The following is a 19,804-nucleotide window of genomic DNA, read 5'->3' as shown; positions in this document are numbered from 1 at the left end:
TTATGCCCATGGCACGTCCCGCCGCAATAAGCGCCTACAATACCGGTTTCATCCCATCCGATTCAGGAGTTTTCCATGTCTATCGTGACCACCGCATCCGGCCTCAAGTACGAGGACCTGACCGAAGGCACCGGCGCCGAAGCCACGGCCGGCCAGACCGTCAGCGTGCATTACACCGGCTGGCTGACGGACGGCCAGAAGTTCGATTCGAGCAAGGACCGCAACGACCCGTTCGCCTTCGTGCTGGGCGGCGGCATGGTCATCAAGGGCTGGGACGAAGGCGTGCAGGGCATGAAAGTGGGCGGCGTGCGCAAGCTCACGATCCCGCCGCAACTCGGCTACGGCGTGCGCGGCGCGGGCGGCGTGATTCCGCCGAACGCCACGCTCGTGTTCGAAGTGGAACTGCTCGAGGTCTGAGCGGCGCTTCTGCGCCAAGCCTGCCGCCCGCCGCCGTCATGAATCCGCATCACCACGCCCCCGTCACCGCGCCCGGCGTCGAACTGCGCCGCTATGGCGCGATCGAGGAAACCGATCTGCACGATTTTCACCAGATCGTGCTCGGGCTCGACGGTGCGATGGAGATGACCGTGGACGGCGTGGGCGAGCGCATCGACTGCTGCTCCGCCTGGCTGATCCCGGCCGGCGCGCGGCACGACTATGCGGGCATCGGCGAGAACCGCCAGCTGGTGCTCGACCTGCCGGCCGCCTCGCTCGCCGTGCCCGAACGGCTCTTCGACGCGGCGCGCGCCGTGCCCATCGATCCCGCGCTCACCGGGCTCGTGCGGCAGATCGCCCAGAGAGCGGCGCAGACACCCCCGTCGCTCGACGGCGACGCCGTGCGCGCGCGGCGCTTTCATTGGGACGCTTCGGCTCGCCTGTGCGCGGCGGTGATCGCGCAAACGGGCATCGCGGGCGGTGCCTCGTTCGACGCAGCCGCGGGCCTCGACTTCGCGCGCATCGACCGCTGGTTGCGCACGCACCTGGCCGAGCCGCTGCGCATGGCCGATCTCGCCGCGCACTGCGGCTTCGGCATGCGGCGCTTTCATCAGCTCTTTGTGGAGGCGTTCGGCGAAACGCCGCACCGCTACCTGCAGCGGCTGCGGCTCGACACGTCGCTTACGCTGCTCGGCGATCCGCGCCGCTCGCTCATCGACGTGGCGCTGGAGGTGGGGTTCGGCGATCAAAGCGCGTTCACGCATGCTTTTACGCGGCGCTTCGGGCTCGCACCGGGGCAGTGGCGCGCACTGCCGCAATGATGCCGCAATCTATACGTCGTACTACTCGAAGCGCCACTCCCACTCGACTTCGGCCCCCACGGCCACACGCCTGCCCTGCCCCGCCACGACCACCGCGTTCTGTCCGAACGTGAGGCCGCCGTCCACGCGCGGATCGGCCCGAAAGCCCGTCATCGTATCGAGCGGCTCCGTGGGCCATTGCGCGTCGCGCTCGCCCGTCTGCTGGTCGATCGTCGTGATCGGGCAACGCGCGCAGGGCTTCGCGAAGCGCAGCACCACGTCGCCGCTTTCGATCGACATGGTCTCGATGAAATCTTCGTCGAAGGCGCCCTCGCCGTCCACGACGATGTTCGGACGGAACCGGCTCATCGGCACGGGCGTCGCGCCGTTTTGCGCAAGACGCGCGTTCAGCTCGGCAAGCGAGGCTTCGCTCGTCACGAGCAGCGGAAAACCGTCGGCGAACTGCGTGGGTACGTCCTCGTCGTTCGTCCACTTCTTGCTGGACAGGCGCGTGACGTCGGGCGCGAAACGCACGAGCCGCACCGGCACACCCAGCGCCTGCGAGAACCATTGCGCCGCGTCGTCGCCCTCGTCGAGCGCTTCGAACGTATCCTTCCAGACCGTCGCGCTCACGCGGCACGCGTCGCCGTCCGGCTCGAAGGAAAGCTTCAACGTGGACGGCATGTTCGTCGTCGCCAGCTCGATGCCCCCGTCGACGAACGCCGGCACGATGCGCGCCATCGCCGCGTATTCGCGCTGCGACACGAAGCGCCCGATCTCGTCCACCACCATCCAGTGGCGGTCCCACTTCAGGCCCTCGGCTTCGAGTTGCGCCTCGCCGAGCGCGATGGCGCCGCACGACTTGACGGGATAAACGAACAGCGCACGAATGATGGGCATGGCGGCGAACCTCGGCAATGAATGAAAACGGGCCGCGCTACGCGGCCCGAAACACTTGCGACGCAGTACGAATGAAACGGACTGTCGCGATCAGGCCTTCGCGTCCAGCCCGCGCGCCAGGTCGTTGCGGATATCCTGGGCGTTCTCGAGGCCGACAGCAAGGCGAATCAGGCCTTCGGTGATGCCCGCCGCCGCGCGCGCTTCCGGCGTGATGCGGCCGTGCGTGGTGGTAGCCGGATGCGTGATCGTCGTACGCGTATCGCCGAGGTTGCCGGTGATCGAACACACCTTCGTGTTGTCGATCACACGCCAGGCGTTCGCGCGTTGCTGCTCGGGCGTGTCGCCCTTGAGTTCGAACGAGACGATGGCGCCGCCCGCCTTCTGCTGGCGCTTCGCGAGCGCGTACTGCGGATGCGATTCGAGGCCCGGATAGAACACGCGGCTCACGGCCGGGTGCGCTTCGAGCCAGCGCGCGATTTCGAGCGCGTTGTCCGACTGCTTTTCCACGCGCAGCGAAAGCGTTTCCATGCCCTTGAGCAGCACCCACGCATTGAAGGCGGAAAGCGTCGGGCCCGCGCTGCGCACGAACGGAAACACCTTCTCCATGATGAACTGCTTCGAGCCCACCAGCGCGCCGCCCAGCACACGGCCCTGGCCGTCGAGGAACTTGGTGGCCGAGTGCATCACCACGTCGGCGCCCAACTTGAGCGGCTGCTGCAGCGCCGGGCTGCAGAAGCAGTTGTCCACCACGAAGAGCGCGCCCGCCGCTTTGGCGATCTTGCCGATTGCTTCGATGTCCGATACTTCGGTGAGCGGGTTCGACGGCGTTTCGAGGAAGAACATCTTCGTTTCGGGGCGCACGGCGTTCTTCCACGCATCGAGATCGGTGGGATCGACAAAGGTGGTCGTGATGCCGAACTTGCTGAAGATCTGCGAGAACATGCCGAGCGTGGAGCCGAAGAGGCTCTGCGAGCTCACGATATGGTCGCCCGCCTGCAAAGCCGACATCACCACCGACATGATCGCGGCCATGCCCGAAGCCGTCGCCATGCACGCCTCGCCGCCTTCGAGCGCGGCCAGCCGGTCCTGGAACATCGTCACGGTGGGGTTCGTGAAACGCGCGTAGGTGTAGCCGGTTTCGGAGTTCTTGAAACGCTCGGCCGCTTCGGTGGCGCTCGAAAAGCAGAAGCTCGACGTGAGGTAGAGCGCTTCCGAGTGCTCGTTGAACTCGCTGCGCAGGGTGCCCGAGCGCACGGCGAGGGTGTCGAAGTTGAAGGTGTCGTCCATGTTCGTGTTGTTTCCCATTCGAAGACCATCCGGCTACCGGTGCGGCCTGCAGCAACCGCAATAACCACAGTAACGACAGCAACCATCAGGCGCAAAAAAGCCCGCTTTGCGTCGGCAGAAGCGGGCTTCGGGTATTCGGGGCAGCAGCGGGGCATCGGATATCGAACGACCTGACTACCTGTTCGCGATGCCTTTCGCTTTAGCTGTTTTGGGTTGCCCCGCGTCCGCAAGCTGAGATCAAATCGACGCAAGCCCTTATCCTAACACGGGAAACGCGGACGTGCCGCGCTTCCCGCCGGGCGCGGCTTATTCGACCGACAGTTGCAGATGCAGCTGCGAACGCGCCGCGCCGCCTTCGAGCGCTTCGCTCGCGGCGTCGCGGTCCGACTGCGCCTGCGGCGCGAGACGTGCGGTCTCGATCTTGTCGAGGTAGGCGCTCGTGATGTCGCCGGTGATGTAGTCGCCGTCGAAGCACGAGGCTTCGAAGTGCTTGAGCTCCGGATTGATGTCGCGCACCGCCTGCTTGAGCGCTTCGACGTCCTGATACACGAGATGGTCCGCACCGATGATCCGCGCCACTTCCTCGTCCGTGCGGCCGTGCGCCACGAGTTCGCCGCGCGTGGGCATGTCGATGCCGTAGACGTTCGGGTACTTCACGGGCGGCGCCGCCGAAGCGAAGATCACCTTGGTCGCGCCCGCGTCGCGCGCCATCTGCACGATTTCGTGCGAGGTGGTGCCGCGCACGATCGAGTCGTCGATGATCAGCACGTTCTTGCCCTTGAACTCGATGCCCATGGCGTTGAGCTTCTGGCGCACCGACTTCTTGCGCATCGCCTGGCCCGGCATGATGAAGGTGCGGCCCACGTAGCGGTTCTTGAAGAAACCCTCGCGATATTCCACGCCCAGTTTCTTCGCAACCTGCATGGCTGCGGGACGCGACGAGTCGGGAATCGGCATGACCACGTCGATCTTCACGTCGGGCAGTTCGCGCTTGACCTTCTCGGCGAGATAGTCGCCCATGCGCAGGCGCACGTTGTACACGGGCACGCCGTCGAGCACCGAGTCCGGACGCGCGAGGTACACGAGTTCGAAGATGCAGGGGTTCAGGCTCGGCGTGGCCGCGCACTGCTGCGAGTGGAAGTTGCCGTCGAAGTCGATGAACACCGCTTCGCCCGGCGCCACGTCGCGCACGAATTCGAAGCCGATGCCTTCCAGCGCCACCGATTCCGACGCCAGCATCCACTCCGTGCCTTCCGGCGTTTCGAGCTTGCCGATGCACAGCGGGCGAATGCCGAACGGGTCGCGGAACGCGAGCAGGCCGTAGCCGGCGATCAGCGAAACGATGGCGTACGAGCCGCGCACGCGCTTGTGCACGCCCGAGACCGCCTTGAAGAGCGCCGACGGATCGAGCTCGAGACCGGAGCTGGCCGTCTGCAGTTCGTGCGCGAGCACGTTGAGCAGCACTTCCGTATCGGAATTGGTGTTCACGTGCCGGCGATCGACGCGGAACATCTCTTCCTTGAGCTGCTGCCAGTTCGTGAGATTGCCGTTGTGGGCGAGGATCAGGCCGAACGGCGCGTTCACGTAGAACGGCTGGGCCTCCTCTTCGCTCGACGCCGAGCCGGCCGTCGGGTAGCGCACCTGGCCGATGCCGCTCGTGCCCGGCAGGCTGCGCATGTTGCGCGTGCGGAACACGTCGCGCACCATGCCGTTGGCTTTGTGCATGTGGAAGATGCTGCCGTCCGCGGTGGCAATGCCGGCCGCGTCCTGGCCGCGGTGCTGCAGGAGCAGCAGCGCGTCATAAAGAAGCTGATTGACGGGAGAGCGGGAAACTACGCCTACGATGCCGCACATGGCAGGTCCTTCAAAAAAGCGAAAATCGGTAGCAGCGGCGCCCGGCCAAAGCCGGGCCTGCGCCGCGCGGGCTGGCTGCTTGCGCTTTGCTTTGTCTGCGTTCGCCGGTCGGCCTAACCGGCCGGGGCTAGATATGAACGTAGCTCGCGAGCGTTTCGGGCAGCAGCGGTTTCAGTTCGTGCACGCCCTGCTCGGCATACGGCCGCAGCAGCGCATTGCGCCAGAAGTCCTGCTGGGGCAGCTCGGTCAGTCCGCCGAGGACGACGAGAATCAGCACCAGCACGACGCCTCGCACGAGGCCGAACATCAAACCGAGCGACCGGTCCACGCCGGACAGTCCGCTCACCTGCACGAGGCGCCCCAACAGCGCGTTCGCCACGCCGGCCACGAGCACCACAGCAATCACGATCAGCGCGAAAGCGATCAGCCACTGCGTCAAGGCGCCGCCGGGCCAGTGCGCCGGAATCCACGGCACCACGCGCTCCACATAGCGGCATGCCACGAGAAACGCAGCCACCCAGCCTATCAATCCGAAGATTTCGCCGATGAACCCGCGCCACGCCCCGCGCAGCGCCGACAAGCCGATTACCGCCATTACAGCGTAGTCGAATGCAGTGAACATCGGCGGCTTATTCCGCTGCTCCGTTCGACCCTGCCATCAAGCCGGCCCCGCGCACCTTCGCGATCGCCTCCGAGGCGGCCGCGCGATCCGGGAACGGCCCTGCGCGCAAAAGCGTGCGCGTCGAGCCGTCGGGCTGCTTGCTCTGTTCCGTATATGCGGGGACTCCGGCCGCTTTCAACTTCGTCACCCAGTTGCGCGCGGCGGAATCGCTCGCGAACGAGCCCAGCTGCACCGCGAAACGGGCGCCGGGGGGCGCGGCCGGCGAGCCGCTGCCGCCCGCGCTGCTGTCGGCGCTCGAATCGGTATCCTGGTTCGACGCCACCGGGGTCTTCGCCGAAGGCGCGGCCGGCCGGGCCGTTGCGGCCTTGGGTGCGGCGCTCGCCTGGGCGGTCTGCGTGTTCTGTGAGGTCTTGCTGGAGGCGGTGGCCTGGCTCTGCGCCGGTGCGGCGCTCTTCGCGGGCGCGGCAGACGGGGCCGAGGTTGCGGCAGCGGTTGCGGCAAGCCCCGATGCGCCGGGGTTGTCGGGCGCTACGCCGGCCTGGGTGTCGTCCGCGTCGTCGCGGGCCGCGTTCTTTTCGTCGGCCGTGGCCGGGCGACTGGGAATGTCGATCGCGATGTCGTCGGTGACGGGCTTCGGATGCGAATCGAGCACCATCGGCAGGATCACGATAGCCGCCACCACGAGAGCGATCGCGCCGACGAGCCGGCGGCGCGCGCGCTGCTTTTCGGGCAGCGTGGGATCGAGCAGCATCGCTTCGGCGTCGCCCGACCGGTCCGGCCGGCGGCTGCGCCGCTCCACGCGCGTGCTCTGGCTGCTACGCCGGCTCGAGCCGGCTTCGGCGCCGCGCCGTCGGGGCGCCGCTTCGTCTTTCTTGCCGAACGAGAAAATTCCCATGTATGGCTGCTTTTGGCCCGCTTTTGGCCTGATGTCTGCGTGGCTTGGTAGCACCCAGCTGCCCAACCAGCGCCGTGCGATCAGTGCTGCTGCGACTTTCGCCAGGCCATCACGCCGGCAACGGTCAGGAAACTACCGAAAACAACAATTCTATCATTTTCGGATGCGCGTTTTAGCGCATCTTGAAATGCCGCTGCGGGCGATTCGTAGCCCGTCACGCTGCTGTCCGGGCCGTCTTCGACGCCGGCCTCGCGCAGCACGGTTTCGAGCTGTTGCGCGGATGCCGCACGCGGTCCGGGCAGGTCGGTCACGCACCAGTGATCGATCTCGCCCTTCAAATGCTGGACCACGCCTGCGATGTCCTTGTCGCGCATCGCGCCGAACACGGCATAGGTGTACGGAAAATAGCCCATGCCGCCCAGATTCTGCCCCAGCACGGCCGCCGCATGCGGGTTGTGGCCCACGTCGAGGATCACCGCGGGCTTGCCCGGCAGCACCTGGAAGCGGCCCGCCAGTTCGACGTTGGCGAGGCCAAGGCGAATGTCCTGCGCCGAGACCGGCAGGCGGTCGCGCATCGCCTCGAGCGCGGCGAGCGCCGCCGAGGTGTTGATCAGCTGGTTGGCGCCGCGCAGCGCCGGATAGGCGAGCGCCGAGCGGCGCAGGGTACGGCCCACGTAGTTCCATTGCTGGCGCTCGCTGCCGGCCTGGCCTTCATAGCGGAAATCGCGGCCGAAGAGCCACAGATCGGCGCCGATCGCTTCGGCATGGTCGATCAGCGACTGCGGCGGCAGCGGATCGGCGCAGATGGCGGGCTTGCCCGGGCGGAAGATACCGGCCTTTTCGAAGGCGATCTTCTCGCGCGTGTCGCCCAGGTATTCGGTGTGGTCGATGTCGATGCTCGTGACGATCGCGCAGTCGGTATCGAGCACGTTCACGGCATCCAGCCGACCGCCGAGGCCCACCTCCAGGATCACCGCATCGAGCCCGCGCGAGGCGAACAGATGCATGATCGCGAGCGCCGTGAACTCGAAGTACGTGAGCGAAACAGGCTGCGGCAGCGAGAGGCGCGCGGCCTCCACGGCCTCGAAGTGCGGCAGCAGGTCAGCGTCGCTCGCCTGCTGGCCGTCCAGACGCGCCCGCTCGTTGAACGACAGCAGATGCGGCGAGGTATGGCAGCCCACGTGATAGCCGGCCTTCAGCAGGATCGTTTCGAGAATCGCGCAGGTCGAGCCCTTCCCGTTCGTGCCGCCCACCGTGAAGATCGGGCAGCCGAACTCGAGCTGCAATGCCTCTTTGACCTGCCGGATCCGGTTGAGCCCCATGTCGATGCCGACCGGATGCGCAGTTTCGAGGTGCGTGAGCCACGCATCGAGGGTGGGAAAGGTACTCATCGGATATCGCTTGCAGTGCGGGCCCTGCCGGGTTCACGACCGCCGCGCGAGACGGCAGCGGTTGCGAACCCGGCGGGGCCCGCTGGAAAAAACGGCATTATCCCGGAAATGACAACGCGCCGCTTGCTTTCGCTTGCGGCGCGCGGGGGAAAAGCTCGGCTGCCGGAGCCCGCGACACGATGCCGCAAGCGTCCGGGCTCCCGGACGAGGCTCAGGCCACGGCGTCGGCGGGCTGGCGCGACAGGATGGCCATCAGTTGCGCGAGTTCTTCGCGCAGCTTGCGGCGGTCCACGATCATGTCGATCGCACCCTTTTGCAGCAGGAATTCCGAACGCTGGAAGCCTTCCGGCAGCTTCTCGCGCACGGTCTGCTCGATCACGCGCGGGCCGGCGAAGCCGATCAGCGCCTTCGGCTCGGCGATCACCACGTCGCCGAGGAACGCGAAGCTGGCCGACACGCCGCCCATGGTCGGGTCGGTCAGCACGGAGATGAACGGCAGTTTTGCCTCGGCAAGCTTCGTGAGCATGGCCGTGGTCTTGGCCATCTGCATGAGCGACAGCAGGCTTTCCTGCATGCGCGCACCGCCCGAAGCCGTGAAGCAGATGAACGGCACTTGCTGCTCCAGCGCGTTCTGCGCGCCGCGCGCGAAGCGCTCGCCCACCACCGAGCCCATCGAGCCGCCCATGAACGCGAACTCGAAGCACGCCACCACCACCGGCAGCGTATGGATCGCGCCGCCCATCACCACCATGGCGTCGGTTTCGCCGGTTTCGTCCATCGCCTCTTTCAGGCGATCCGGGTACTTGCGGCTGTCCTTGAACTTGAGCGCGTCGACCGGCACGATTTCCTGGCCGATCTCATAGCGGCCTTCCGGATCGAGCAGACCGTCCAGACGCTCGCGCGCGCCGATACGCATGTGGTGGTCGCACTTCGGGCAAACGTGCAGGTTCGCTTCGACGTCGTTGCGGTACAGCACCGCCTCGCACGAGGGGCACTTGATCCACAGACCTTCCGGAATGCTCTTGCGGCTTTTCGGATCGGTTTGCTTGATCTTGGGCGGCAGCAGTTTATCGAGCCAGCTCATTGAGTTTCCTTCCTTGATTCGTGATGCGCGGCGCGGACGAGCCGGGTTCCGACCCCGACCGCGCATGGCGAAAAGTGGATTTTACCCCAGGTCCGGCAACGCCCCTCGCCGCTTTTAACGTGCCTTTAACGATTACCGGCCGCAATGCCGTCGATCGCGACGCGAATGCCCGCGACGAACTGCCTGAGCGTCTCTGCCGCCTCCTGCGGCGGCGCCTGCTCGAGCAACTGCACGATACGGCTGCCGATCACGACGGCATCGCTCACGGCGGCGACGGCAGCGGCCGTCTGCGCGTCGCGGATGCCGAAGCCCACGCCGACCGGCAGCGGCACGTGCGCCCGGATCGCCGGGATTTTACTCGCGATGCTGGCCACGTCCAGATTCGCGGCGCCCGTCACACCCTTGAGCGAGACGTAATAGACGTAGCCGCTCGCCACGCGGCCCACTTCGGCAATGCGCTCTTCGGTCGAAGTCGGTGCGAGCAGGAAGATCGGATCGATGCCCGACGATTTCATCTTTTCGGCGAAGTTGACGCACTCTTCGGGCGGGTAGTCCACCACCAGCACGCCGTCCACGCCGGCTTCCTTCGCCGCGGCGGCGAATGCTTCCGTGCCCATGCGCTCGATGGGGTTCGCGTAGCCCATCAGCACCACGGGCGTCTTCTGGTCGGTTTCGCGAAAGCGCTTCACGTCGGCCAGCACGCTCTTGAGCGTGACGCCCTTCGCGAGCGCACGCTCGGACGACTGCTGGATCACGGGGCCGTCGGCCATCGGGTCCGAGAACGGCACGCCCAGTTCGATCACGTCCGCGCCGCCGGCGGCGAGCGCGTGCATGAATTCGACGGTGCGCGCCGGATCGGGATCTCCGGCGGTCATGAACGGGATGAGGCCTTTTTTGCGCTCTGCGGCGAGCGCATCGAACGTGTTCTTGATACGGGACATTTCAGGGTCCTCTGCTTCAAAGGGTGACTGCTGCAAATCGCGACGGTAGCGGCGGGCAGCGACGGCGCATCAGGCGCCGGCCGCAGCGGGCTGCACGGCGGACGCGGGGGCCGGCACAGCCGATGCAACCGATGCGGCGCTTACGCGTTCGCGCGCGATCGCGCAGTAACTTTCGTTGATTTCATAGCCGACGAATTCGCGCTTCTGGCGTGCGCAGGCGACTGCCGTGGTGCCGCTGCCCATGAACGGGTCCAACACGCGGCCGCCCGGCGGGCAGCTCGCGAGCACCATGCGCTCGACGATTTCCAGGGGCTTCTGGGTGGGATGATCGACGCGCTCCGCGTGCTGGCGATGCAGCCGCGAAACCGACCAGACGTCCTTGGGGTTGTAGCCGAGCTCCAGCCACTTGCTGCCTTCGAACAACTTGCGCGAACGCGCCTTCTTCGTGACGGCATCGTAGGGGATGCGGACGGGATCGAGATCGAAGTAGTAATCCTTCGAAACCGCGAAGAAACCGATGTTGTCATGCACCGACGTGAAACGGCGCGTCGTGCCGCCCATGCTCGGCACGCGCCGGTCCCAGACGATCTCGTTGATCATCGTGAGCTTCGTCTTGAGGAAAACGAAGATTTCCGGCGCGTACTGCCAGGTGCAGAACACATAGAGCGAGCCGCTCGGCTTGAGCTTCGGAATCGCCAGCTCGAGCCATTCATAGGTCCAGGCGAGGAAATTCTCGCCCGAGCGCATGTCGGAGTCGTTGCCGTAGTCCTTACCGAGCCCATAGGGCGGGTCGGCGACGATCAGGTCGATCGAGGCATCGGGCAGGTTCGCCGCATCGGTCAGAAAATCGCGGTTCAGGAGCCGGATGGTGTCCGGCACGACCGGCAGCGCACCGGCCGGCGGCGGCGCGCAGGGTGTCTCTGCGGCCACCGTACCGGTCAGGGCGCTCGCCCCGGAAAGGGGCGCGGGAACGGGCGGCTCGTCGAACTCGTCACGCATCGCTTGCGTCTCTTCCGGCGCTCAGAACTGGATGCCCGATCGCTCGGCGACCGTGTGCATGTCCTTGTCGCCCCGGCCCGACAGATTCACCAGCAGAATCTTGTCCTTGGGCAAGGTGGGCGCGAGCTTCGCCGCATACGCGAGCGCGTGGCTCGATTCGAGCGCGGGAATGATGCCTTCGATACGGCAGCAATCGTGGAAAGCCTTCAGCGCTTCCTCGTCGTCGATCGTCACGTATTGCGCGCGGCCGCTGTCCTTGAGCCACGCGTGCTCGGGACCCACGCCCGGATAGTCGAGGCCCGCCGAAATCGAATGCGTCTCGATGATCTGGCCGTTCTCGTCCTGCAGCAGGTAGGTGCGGTTGCCGTGCAGCACGCCCGGCGTGCCGGCCGCGAGCGAGGCGGCGTGACGGCCCGTTTCCATGCCGTCGCCGGCCGGCTCCACGCCGATCAACTGCACCGAAGTGTCATCGATATACGGGTAAAAGATGCCCATCGCGTTCGATCCACCGCCTACGCACGCGATCACGGCGTCGGGCTGGCGTCCCGTCATTTCGGGCATCTGCACGCGGCATTCGTCGCCGATCACACGCTGGAAGTCGCGCACCATCATCGGGTACGGATGCGGGCCCGCCACGGTACCGATGATGTAGAAGGTGTTTTCGACGTTGGTGACCCAGTCGCGCATGGCTTCGTTGAGCGCGTCCTTGAGCGTGCGCGAGCCCGACTCCACAGGCACGACGGTCGCGCCCAGCAATTTCATGCGATAGACGTTCGCGGCCTGGCGGCGCACGTCCTCGGCGCCCATGTACACCACGCATTCCATGCCGAAGCGCGCTGCGATCGTGGCGGTGGCCACGCCATGCTGGCCCGCGCCCGTTTCGGCGATCACGCGCGGCTTGCCCATGCGCTTCGCGAGCAGCGCCTGGCCGATCACGTTGTTCACCTTGTGGGCGCCAGTGTGGTTCAGGTCTTCGCGCTTGAGGTAGATCTGCGCGCCGCCCACCATCTCGCTCCAGCGCTGGGCGTGATAAATCGGCGAGGGACGGCCGACAAAATGCTTCAACTCGCGCCGATATTCGGCCACGAAGTCGGGATCGTCCTTGAATTTTTCGTAGGCGTCGCGCAGTTCGTCGATCGCCTGCATGAGGGTTTCGGCGGCGAACACGCCGCCGTATGGGCCGAAATGGCCACGTTCATCGGGTAAGTTGTACATAAGTCACTCGCTCGGCCGGCGCGGCGCGCTCGTATTGCACGAGGCCCTGCCAGCCCAAGGGGGATTCCACCCCGGATTATCCCGCGTCCGCTTCGCGCACTGCGCGCACGAACGCCGCCATGCGGGCGTGATCCTTCACGCCCTTCGCGCCCGGCGCTTCGATGCCACTGGAGACATCGACAGCGAACGGACGCACCTGGCGGATCGCATCACCGACGTTTTGCGCGTTCAAGCCACCACTCAAAACGGCCCGACGCGCGAGCCCTGCGGGGATAAGTGACCAATCGAAAACCTTCCCGCCGCCGCCGTACCCTTCGACATGCGTGTCGAACAGAAGGCCGCTGGCTGATGAATAACTATTGGCCGATTCTATCAAATCGGCCTGCCGAGTATCGGCCGCCACCCGCAGCGCGCGCAACCAGGGCAAACCGGCAACGGCGGCGAGCGATTCGCACTGCGCCGGCGTTTCGTCGCCGTGGAACTGCAACAGCGTGAGCGAGACGTTGCTCGCCACTTCGCCGATCCATTGCGGCGTCGCGTTCACGAAGAGGCCCACCACCGAGACGAACGGCGGGATGTCGTGGGTAAGCTCGACCGCCTGCGCCACGCTCACCGAGCGCGCGCTGGGCGGATAAAACACGAGGCCGATCGCATCGGCGCCCAGGTCGATGGCATGGGCGACCGCCTCAGGCGTCGAGAGCCCGCACAGCTTGACGCGCGTGCGATGCTGGGTGGCGATGGGATCGGCTGCGTTCATGGCAGATAAGGGTGGCTTGTTCGAAATTACGGCGAATTCGCTGTGGTTCAGCCGGCGCCGTCGGACCAGATCTGGCTCCAGGGGACGCTGGCCGTATGCGGACCGGGTACCCGGAATTCGTCAGGATAGCCTACCTCGGCGAGATACAGGCCGTCGGGCATGAAGGTGGGCGCAGCCTTCGTGCGGTCGAGGCCCGCCAGCACTTCGGCCATCCATGCTGCCGGATAACGCCCGCGCCCCACCGCCACGAGGCAACCCATCAGGTTGCGGACCATGTGATGCAGGAACGCGTTGGCGCGGAACCGGAAGTGGATGAAGTCGCCCTGCGGCCGGATGTTGATCTGATAGAGATGTTTGACCGGCGTCTTCGACTGGCACTCCGACGACCGGAACGCCGAAAAATCGTGCTCGCCGATCAGGCACGCGGCCGCCTCGCGCATCGCGTCCACGTCGAGCGGCGTGTGGATCCAGCCGGCCCGGCCCGTAAGCATGGGCGAGCGCACCGGATTCACGTACAGCGCGTAGAAATAGGTGCGTTCGAAGGCCGAAAAGCGCGCGTGAAAGGTCTCCGGCATCGGCTCGGCCCATTGCACGGCTACCGTTGACGGCAAGAACGCGTTCGTGCCGCGCACCCACGAAAACGGCGTGCGGTCGAGATCGGTGTCGAAATGAACGACCTGGCCCAGACCGTGGACCCCCGTGTCCGTGCGGCCGGCGACCACGGTCTGCAACGGCACGCACGCGAATTCGCGCAGCGCGCGCTCGAGCGCGTCCTGCACGGTCTTGCCATGCGGCTGCGATTGCCAGCCGCAGAACGCGGCGCCGTCGTACTGGATGCCTAGCGCGATACGCATGGATCTGCCGCGCTCCGGTTACGAGAGCGGCGCGAGCGTCGAGAGCAGCGCCTGCGCGTCGGCGCGCGTGGCGTGATCGTTCGACTCGATCACCTCGTTGATGAGCGAGCGCGCCCCCGAAAGATCGCCCAGCGCGATGTATTCGTGCGCGAGTTCGAGCTTGTTGCGGGCGATGCGCGCGAGTTGCTCCGGCGTGAAGACCGGCAGCGGCTCGGCCGAATCGGGCGGCAGGTTCAGGTCGAAGTCGAGCGTGAGCGCGCCGAACCGCGGCGCCCCGAGACCCGCGATGGCACCCGGTCCGGCCGTGCCCGCCTGGATGGCCTCGCCGGCCGGCAGCGGGGGAGGCTCGAAGAACGGCATGGCCTGGGCGGCCGTCGTTTCCGGCGAGTTCACCGGCTCCGTGGAAAGCGGCGCGTGCGGGGCGGCCAGGTCTGCCGGATCGGCAAGCCGCGGCGGCAGCGGCATGTCGAGACCGCCGAGGGCGCTTACGGCATCGTGCGGGAACTCGGGCGGTACGGCTGCGTAATTCATGTCTTCTGCGGCAACTGCGGGCAATGCGGGTTCTGCGAAATGCGGGGTTTCGGGTTGCGGAACGTGGGCCGGTTCGCCGGGCAGGTGGAGTTCCGGCTCCGGGACCGTGGGCGGCATGCCGAGGTCCAGCGCGGGCATGTCAGCCTGGGCGGCCTGAGCGACCTGCGGCGGCTCGGCTGCGTGCTGCGGCGATGCGGGTTCGTCGGCAGGTTCTTGCGCGGGCTCCTGCGCGGCCTCGGGCAGATCCGATTCTGCCGCGCGAGCCAGTTCCTCGGCCTCGCCTGCGGGCGCCTCGGCCGGCAAGCCCTCCGGCGCCAGCGCAGATGCGCCCAGTTCGGCGGCAGCGGCGAAACCTGCTGCGTCGCTGGCATCTGCGAGTGTTTCCGGTTCGCCGGCGGGTGCTATGCCGTGCGCCGGAAGATCAGGCTCTTCGTGATCCGCGCGCGGTTCGACCGGGCTGGCCTGTTGCGGCTCGTCCTGTGCGGTTTCGGAGAACGCAGGCGGCAATGCCTCGCCTCCGGACGATGCCGTAGCCGAGAGACGGGCGGCATCGGTGGCGTGATCGAGGGTTTCGTCGGGTTGCGGCCGATCGTGCGAGAGTTCTGCCTGTGTCCGCGGCACGGTCTCCGCCGTGGCGGCGGCACCGGCTAAAGCCGCTGCACGGGCATCCGGTACCTCGGCCGTTTTCAGCCCCGCCGGCTCGACTGACTCACCCGCGACCGGCGAATCCTGCACGGCGGGCGGCACGTCATCGACGGTCTCCACGGGCTTCTTGCGCTTGCGCATGAGCAAACGCACGATCAGCAGGAGGATCACCACGCAGCCGATCGCTGCCGCGACGCCCAGCACCACAGGGGGGAGTTCCGGCTGCGCGGCGCCCGGCGCGGGGTTGGCCGCACCCGCCGCAGTTGCGCCGCTGACCGGCACGCCGCTGCTCACGGCTGCAGGCTGCGCGGGCTTGCCGATGCCGTGCTTCTGCAACGCCATCAACACGCGGTTCTTGAGCGCCAGCAATTGCTGGAGACTCGATACGGGAGCGGTCACTTGCGGCGACGAAGCTTGCGCACTCGCCGGCGCGGCTTCGATCGAGCCGCTCCAGACATGGGTATCGCTCGCACCACTGGCAGCGACCGGCTGGCTCGCAGCCGTACTGGCCGAAGCGCCCGATGCCGACGCCGCAAGGGCAGCGCCTGGTGCTGCCGATGCGGCGGCCGCTGCACTGGCCGTCGTGCCTGCTGCTGCGCTGGCTGCCGTCGCGGATACCGCACTCGCCGCCGAGCTGGCCACGGCGACGCTCGCACCGGCTGCGGCAGCGGTTGGCGCGCTCGCGGGCGCCGAGGCAACCGGCGCACTCGCGGCAGCCGCGCTCGTCGCGGGTGCCGAGGCAGCTTCAGGCGCCGAAGCCGCCGTCACGCCGGAAGCGCCGGCCACGACGCCCGCCACGCCAGGCACATTCAGCACCGAGCCGACCTTCAGCCGGCTGGGGTCATGCCTGGCAAACGCATTGGGGTTGGTATCGAACAATGCCTGACTCACGTTAGCGAGCAGGTTCTTGTCGTGCGACTGGGTGAGATCGACGGCAATATCGTGCAGGGACTGTCCCGGGTGCACCGAATACTGGCCGACAATGGGTGCGGTGGGCGCAGCAGCCGATGCCGCTGCGGCTGCCGATGCAGCCGGCGCAGCGCTCGCAGCCGCTGCCGCGTTACCGCCTTGCGCGCCGGCAACACCGCTCAGCGCGAAAAACACTGCCGCCGTGGCGGCGTGGGCTGCCCGCCGCTTCGTGGCGGCGGAAACAGAATCAAATCGAACGATCATCAGATGCCCTGGCATACCGCTCGCGCGGCTGTCGACGAATCAGATACAGGTTGCAAAGACACAATGAAAAATAAAAAAGCGCCGCGGCTGGCGCGGCGCTTTCCATCGTCTCTACGCGTCATTAGCCGCGTAGTTTAAATGATTCACTTGTCGAGCAGAATGCGCAGCATGCGGCGCAGCGGCTCGGCAGCCCCCCACAGCAGCTGATCGCCCACCGTGAACGCCGACAGATACTCGCCGCCCATCGCGAGCTTGCGCACACGGCCCACCGGCACCGTCAGCGTGCCCGTCACCTTAGCGGGCGACAGTTCGTGCATCGACACTTCGCGCTGGTTCGGCACCACCTTCACCCAGTCGTTGGCCGAAGCGAGGATGCCGTCGATCTCGTCGAGCGGCACGTCCTTCTTGAGCTTGATCGTGAGCGCCTGCGAATGGCAGCGCATCGCGCCGATGCGCACGCACAGGCCGTCGACCGGGATCGAGCCCGGCTGGCCCATGGCCGGCTTGCCGAGAATCTTGTTGGTTTCGGCGCCGCCCTTCCACTCTTCCTTCGACATGCCGTTGCCGAGATCCTTGTCGATCCACGGAATCAGCGAGCCCGCGAGCGGCACGCCGAAGTGCTGCGTCGGCATGGCTTCGCCGTTCATGGCGGCGAGCACCTTGCGGTCGATGTCGAGGATCGCGGACGAAGGATTGGCCAGATCGTCCTGCACCGCGCCGTTGAGCGTGCCCATCTGCGCGAGCAGTTCGCGCATGTTCTGCGCGCCGGCGCCCGAAGCGGCCTGATAGGTCATGGCCGTCATCCAGTCCACGAGGTTCTCGCGGAAGAGGCCGCCAAGCGCCATCAGCATCAGGCTCACCGTGCAGTTGCCGCCGATGAAGTCCTTCTGGCCCTTGACCAGCGCGTCCTTGATGACGTCCAGGTTGACCGGGTCGAGGATGATGACCGCATCGTCCTTCATGCGCAGCGCCGAAGCCGCGTCGATCCAGTAACCCTTCCAGCCTGCCGCGCGCAGCTTCGGATACACGTCGTTCGTGTAGTCGCCGCCCTGGCAGGTGATGATGATGTCGCACTTCTTGAGCTCGTCGACGCTGTTGGCGTCCTTGAGCCGGGTCTCGTTTTTGGCGAACGACGGCGCCGCGCCGCCTGCGTTGCTGGTGCTGAAAAACACCGGCTCGATCAGGTCGAAATCACGTTCTTCCTGCATGCGCTGCATCAGCACGCTGCCGACCATGCCGCGCCAACCTACGAGACCTACGTTCATGACTTACCCTTGAAATGGACACTTCCCCGCTTCACTCGCCCGGCGTGGCCGCGCGGGGAAGATGAGCGGGCACGACGAGCGATCAACGAATGGTGATCGTTTTGGTAATGGCTTTCGTCGTAATGGCGAGCGAAATCGCACGGGCCGTGCCGTGGAGTTTCGAAATAAAGGTGATCTGGGGGATCGTCGCCATCGGAACAATATACACGAAAACCGCTAATTCGCGCGGGGGAACCCGCAATCTGCGCTATTGACGACGCCTGTGCCGCACAACGCAGAAGCCATGCAAAGAAAAAAGGGCAGGCTCGAAAGCATGCCCTTTCCCGCTTCCTGATTACAGCGCCGCCAGCACCGCGTCGCCCATCGCCACCGTGCCCACCTGCTGGCCACCCGGCGTGAGGATGTCGCCCGTGCGGTAGCCCTGTTCGAGCACCTTCTTCACCGCGCGCTCGATGCGATCGGCCTGCTCGGCGCGATTGAGCGAATAGCGCAGCATCATTGCGGCCGAAAGGATCGTGGCGAGCGGATTCGCAATGCCCTTGCCGGCGATGTCCGGCGCCGAGCCGTGCGAAGGCTCGTACAAGCCCTTGTTGTGCTTGTCGAGCGAGGCCGAGGGCAGCATGCCGATCGAGCCCGTGAGCATGGCCGCTTCGTCCGAGAGAATGTCGCCGAACATGTTGCCCGTCACCACCACGTCGAACGCCTTCGGGGCCTTCACGAGCTGCATGGCCGCGTTATCGACGTACATGTGCGAGAGTTCGACGTCCGGATACTCCTTCGAAACATCGATCATGATGTCGCGCCAGAACTGCGACGTCTCCAGCACGTTGGCCTTGTCCACCGACGTGAGCTTCTTCTGGCGCTTCTGCGCCGCCTGGAAGGCCACATGGGCGATGCGGCGCACTTCGGGCTCCGCGTAGCGCATCGTGTCGAAGCCTTCGCGCGCGCCCTTGAAGAGGCCGTCCGGCGCTTCGCGCACGCCGCGCGGCTGGCCGAAGTAGATGTCGCCGTTCAGTTCGCGCACGATCAGGATGTCGAGGCCCGACACGATTTCGGGCTTGAGCGACGACGCCCCCGTCAGCTGCGGATAGCAGATCGCCGGACGGAAGTTCGCGAACAGCTCCAGATGCTTGCGCAGGCCGAGAATGGCCTGCTCGGGCCGCAGCGCGCGTTCGAGCGAGTCGTACTTCCAGTCGCCCACGGCGCCGAACAGGATCGCATCGGCCGACTTCGCCAGCGCGAGCGTGGCTTCGGGCAGCGGATGGCCGCTCGCCTCGTAGCCCGCGCCGCCCACGGGCGCCTCTTCCATCTCGAACTTTTCGCCCAGTGCGTTCAGCACCTTCACGGCTTCTTTCACGATCTCGGGACCGATGCCGTCGCCCGGCAGCACTGCAATCTTCATCCTGGGATTCCTCGCTTTGTTTCGTTGTACGTTGGATTCGGGCAAACGCTCAGAGCACGCGGTTGTTCAGCCACGGCTGACGCGCGAGCCGCTCGGCTTCGTACTGGCGGATCTTGTCGGCGTGACGCAGCGTGAGGCCGATGTCGTCGAAGCCGTTCAAGAGGCAGTAGCGGCGGAACGCGGCCACTTCGAACGGATATTCGGCGCTGCCGTCGGTCGTGCGCACGACCTGCTTGTCGAGATCGACGGTCAGCTGGAAGCCGTTGAACGCATACGTTTCGTTGAACAGATGATCCACCTGCTGCTCGGTGAGCACGATCGGCAAGAGGCCGTTCTTGAAGCAGTTGTTGTAGAAGATGTCGGCGAAGCTCGGCGCGATGATCGCGCGAAAGCCGTACTGCTGGAGCGCCCACGGCGCATGCTCGCGCGAGCTGCCGCAACCGAAGTTCTTGCGCGCGAGCAGGATCGAGGCGCCCTGATAGCGCGGCTGGTTCAGCACGAAGTCCGGGTTGAGCGGACGCTTCGAGTTGTCCTGGCCGGGTTCGCCGTGGTCGAGGTAGCGCCATTCGTCGAAGGCGTTCGGGCCGAAGCCGGTACGCTTGATCGACTTGAGAAACTGCTTCGGGATGATCGCGTCCGTATCGACGTTCTCGCGATCGAGCGGCGCCACGACGCCGGTATGTACGATGAATTTATCCATGGTCCGTGATCCTGAAGGATGCAGGGCGAGCCGGGCGCGCGAACGCCGCCCGGC

The 19,804-nt window shown here is 66.2% G+C and carries 19 protein-coding genes; 3 read left to right on the top strand and 16 right to left on the bottom strand.

Annotated features, from left to right (window positions below):
- The first annotated feature begins 75 nt into the window (after positions 1–75).
- Entirely contained in the window at positions 76–417 is a 342-nt protein-coding gene (locus tag U5760_RS14185) for an FKBP-type peptidyl-prolyl cis-trans isomerase (RefSeq protein WP_028223844.1), read from the top strand.
- Positions 418–455: 38 nt separating this feature from the next.
- Entirely contained in the window at positions 456–1,256 is an 801-nt protein-coding gene (locus U5760_RS14180) for an AraC family transcriptional regulator (protein ID WP_322012557.1), read from the top strand.
- Between the two features lie 21 nt (positions 1,257–1,277).
- Here U5760_RS14180 and U5760_RS14175 read toward each other — a convergent pair whose 3' ends face one another.
- The 14 genes from U5760_RS14175 to asd all read right to left on the bottom strand — a co-directional run bounded on the left by U5760_RS14175 (position 1,278) and on the right by asd (position 17,648).
- Positions 1,278–2,135 (bottom strand): MOSC domain-containing protein, encoded by an 858-nt coding sequence (locus U5760_RS14175; protein ID WP_322012556.1) that lies wholly within the window; start codon positions 2,133–2,135, stop codon positions 1,278–1,280.
- A gap of 90 nt (positions 2,136–2,225) precedes the next feature.
- A complete protein-coding gene (locus tag U5760_RS14170; RefSeq protein ID WP_322012825.1) occupies positions 2,226–3,422 on the bottom strand; it encodes an O-succinylhomoserine sulfhydrylase in 1,197 nt (398 codons plus the stop codon).
- A 306-nt stretch (positions 3,423–3,728) separates the two neighbouring features.
- On the bottom strand, positions 3,729–5,276 hold the full coding sequence (gene purF, locus U5760_RS14165; RefSeq protein ID WP_322012554.1) for an amidophosphoribosyltransferase: 1,548 nt from the start codon (positions 5,274–5,276) through the stop codon (positions 3,729–3,731).
- Positions 5,277–5,403: 127 nt separating this feature from the next.
- On the bottom strand, positions 5,404–5,898 hold the full coding sequence (locus U5760_RS14160) for a CvpA family protein (protein WP_322012552.1): 495 nt from the start codon (positions 5,896–5,898) through the stop codon (positions 5,404–5,406).
- Between the two features lie 7 nt (positions 5,899–5,905).
- Positions 5,906–6,793 (bottom strand): SPOR domain-containing protein, encoded by an 888-nt coding sequence (locus U5760_RS14155; protein WP_322012550.1) that lies wholly within the window; start codon positions 6,791–6,793, stop codon positions 5,906–5,908.
- A gap of 80 nt (positions 6,794–6,873) precedes the next feature.
- Positions 6,874–8,184, bottom strand: a complete 1,311-nt coding sequence (gene folC / locus U5760_RS14150; protein WP_322012548.1) for a bifunctional tetrahydrofolate synthase/dihydrofolate synthase — start codon at positions 8,182–8,184, stop codon at positions 6,874–6,876.
- 211 nt (positions 8,185–8,395) lie between these two features.
- Positions 8,396–9,268, bottom strand: coding sequence for an acetyl-CoA carboxylase, carboxyltransferase subunit beta (accD, locus tag U5760_RS14145; protein WP_322012547.1), 873 nt, complete (start codon positions 9,266–9,268; stop codon positions 8,396–8,398).
- Positions 9,269–9,393: 125 nt separating this feature from the next.
- Positions 9,394–10,209, bottom strand: a complete 816-nt coding sequence (trpA, locus tag U5760_RS14140; RefSeq protein WP_322012546.1) for a tryptophan synthase subunit alpha — start codon at positions 10,207–10,209, stop codon at positions 9,394–9,396.
- A 69-nt stretch (positions 10,210–10,278) separates the two neighbouring features.
- The gene (locus U5760_RS14135) at positions 10,279–11,208 is read right to left on the bottom strand and encodes a site-specific DNA-methyltransferase (protein WP_322012545.1); all 930 of its coding nucleotides are present in this window, start codon (positions 11,206–11,208) and stop codon (positions 10,279–10,281) included.
- A gap of 21 nt (positions 11,209–11,229) precedes the next feature.
- Positions 11,230–12,423, bottom strand: coding sequence for a tryptophan synthase subunit beta (trpB, locus tag U5760_RS14130; protein ID WP_322012544.1), 1,194 nt, complete (start codon positions 12,421–12,423; stop codon positions 11,230–11,232).
- Between the two features lie 76 nt (positions 12,424–12,499).
- Positions 12,500–13,180, bottom strand: coding sequence for a phosphoribosylanthranilate isomerase (locus U5760_RS14125; protein WP_322012542.1), 681 nt, complete (start codon positions 13,178–13,180; stop codon positions 12,500–12,502).
- A gap of 47 nt (positions 13,181–13,227) precedes the next feature.
- The gene (gene truA / locus U5760_RS14120) at positions 13,228–14,034 is read right to left on the bottom strand and encodes a tRNA pseudouridine(38-40) synthase TruA (protein ID WP_322012540.1); all 807 of its coding nucleotides are present in this window, start codon (positions 14,032–14,034) and stop codon (positions 13,228–13,230) included.
- A gap of 18 nt (positions 14,035–14,052) precedes the next feature.
- On the bottom strand, positions 14,053–16,383 hold the full coding sequence (locus U5760_RS14115) for a FimV/HubP family polar landmark protein (RefSeq protein WP_322012538.1): 2,331 nt from the start codon (positions 16,381–16,383) through the stop codon (positions 14,053–14,055).
- Between the two features lie 143 nt (positions 16,384–16,526).
- The gene (gene asd / locus U5760_RS14110; RefSeq protein WP_322012537.1) at positions 16,527–17,648 is read right to left on the bottom strand and encodes an aspartate-semialdehyde dehydrogenase; all 1,122 of its coding nucleotides are present in this window, start codon (positions 17,646–17,648) and stop codon (positions 16,527–16,529) included.
- An 89-nt stretch (positions 17,649–17,737) separates the two neighbouring features.
- Between asd and U5760_RS14105 the strand changes: the two genes are divergently transcribed.
- The gene (locus U5760_RS14105; protein WP_322012536.1) at positions 17,738–17,902 is read left to right on the top strand and encodes a hypothetical protein; all 165 of its coding nucleotides are present in this window, start codon (positions 17,738–17,740) and stop codon (positions 17,900–17,902) included.
- 80 nt (positions 17,903–17,982) lie between these two features.
- Here the strand turns inward: U5760_RS14105 and leuB are convergent, their stop codons facing one another.
- Both leuB and leuD read right to left on the bottom strand, forming a co-directional pair.
- Positions 17,983–19,050 (bottom strand): 3-isopropylmalate dehydrogenase, encoded by a 1,068-nt coding sequence (gene leuB / locus U5760_RS14100; protein ID WP_322012535.1) that lies wholly within the window; start codon positions 19,048–19,050, stop codon positions 17,983–17,985.
- Between the two features lie 49 nt (positions 19,051–19,099).
- Positions 19,100–19,750: a 3-isopropylmalate dehydratase small subunit gene (gene leuD / locus U5760_RS14095; protein ID WP_322012534.1), complete on the bottom strand. Its 651-nt coding sequence runs from the start codon at positions 19,748–19,750 to the stop codon at positions 19,100–19,102.
- Positions 19,751–19,804: the final 54 nt, after the last annotated feature.

Source organism: Paraburkholderia sp. J12, from assembly GCF_905220215.1.
In the GTDB taxonomy this organism is placed as follows: domain Bacteria; phylum Pseudomonadota; class Gammaproteobacteria; order Burkholderiales; family Burkholderiaceae; genus Paraburkholderia.
This window is presented reverse-complemented; position numbering and strand designations above follow the sequence as displayed.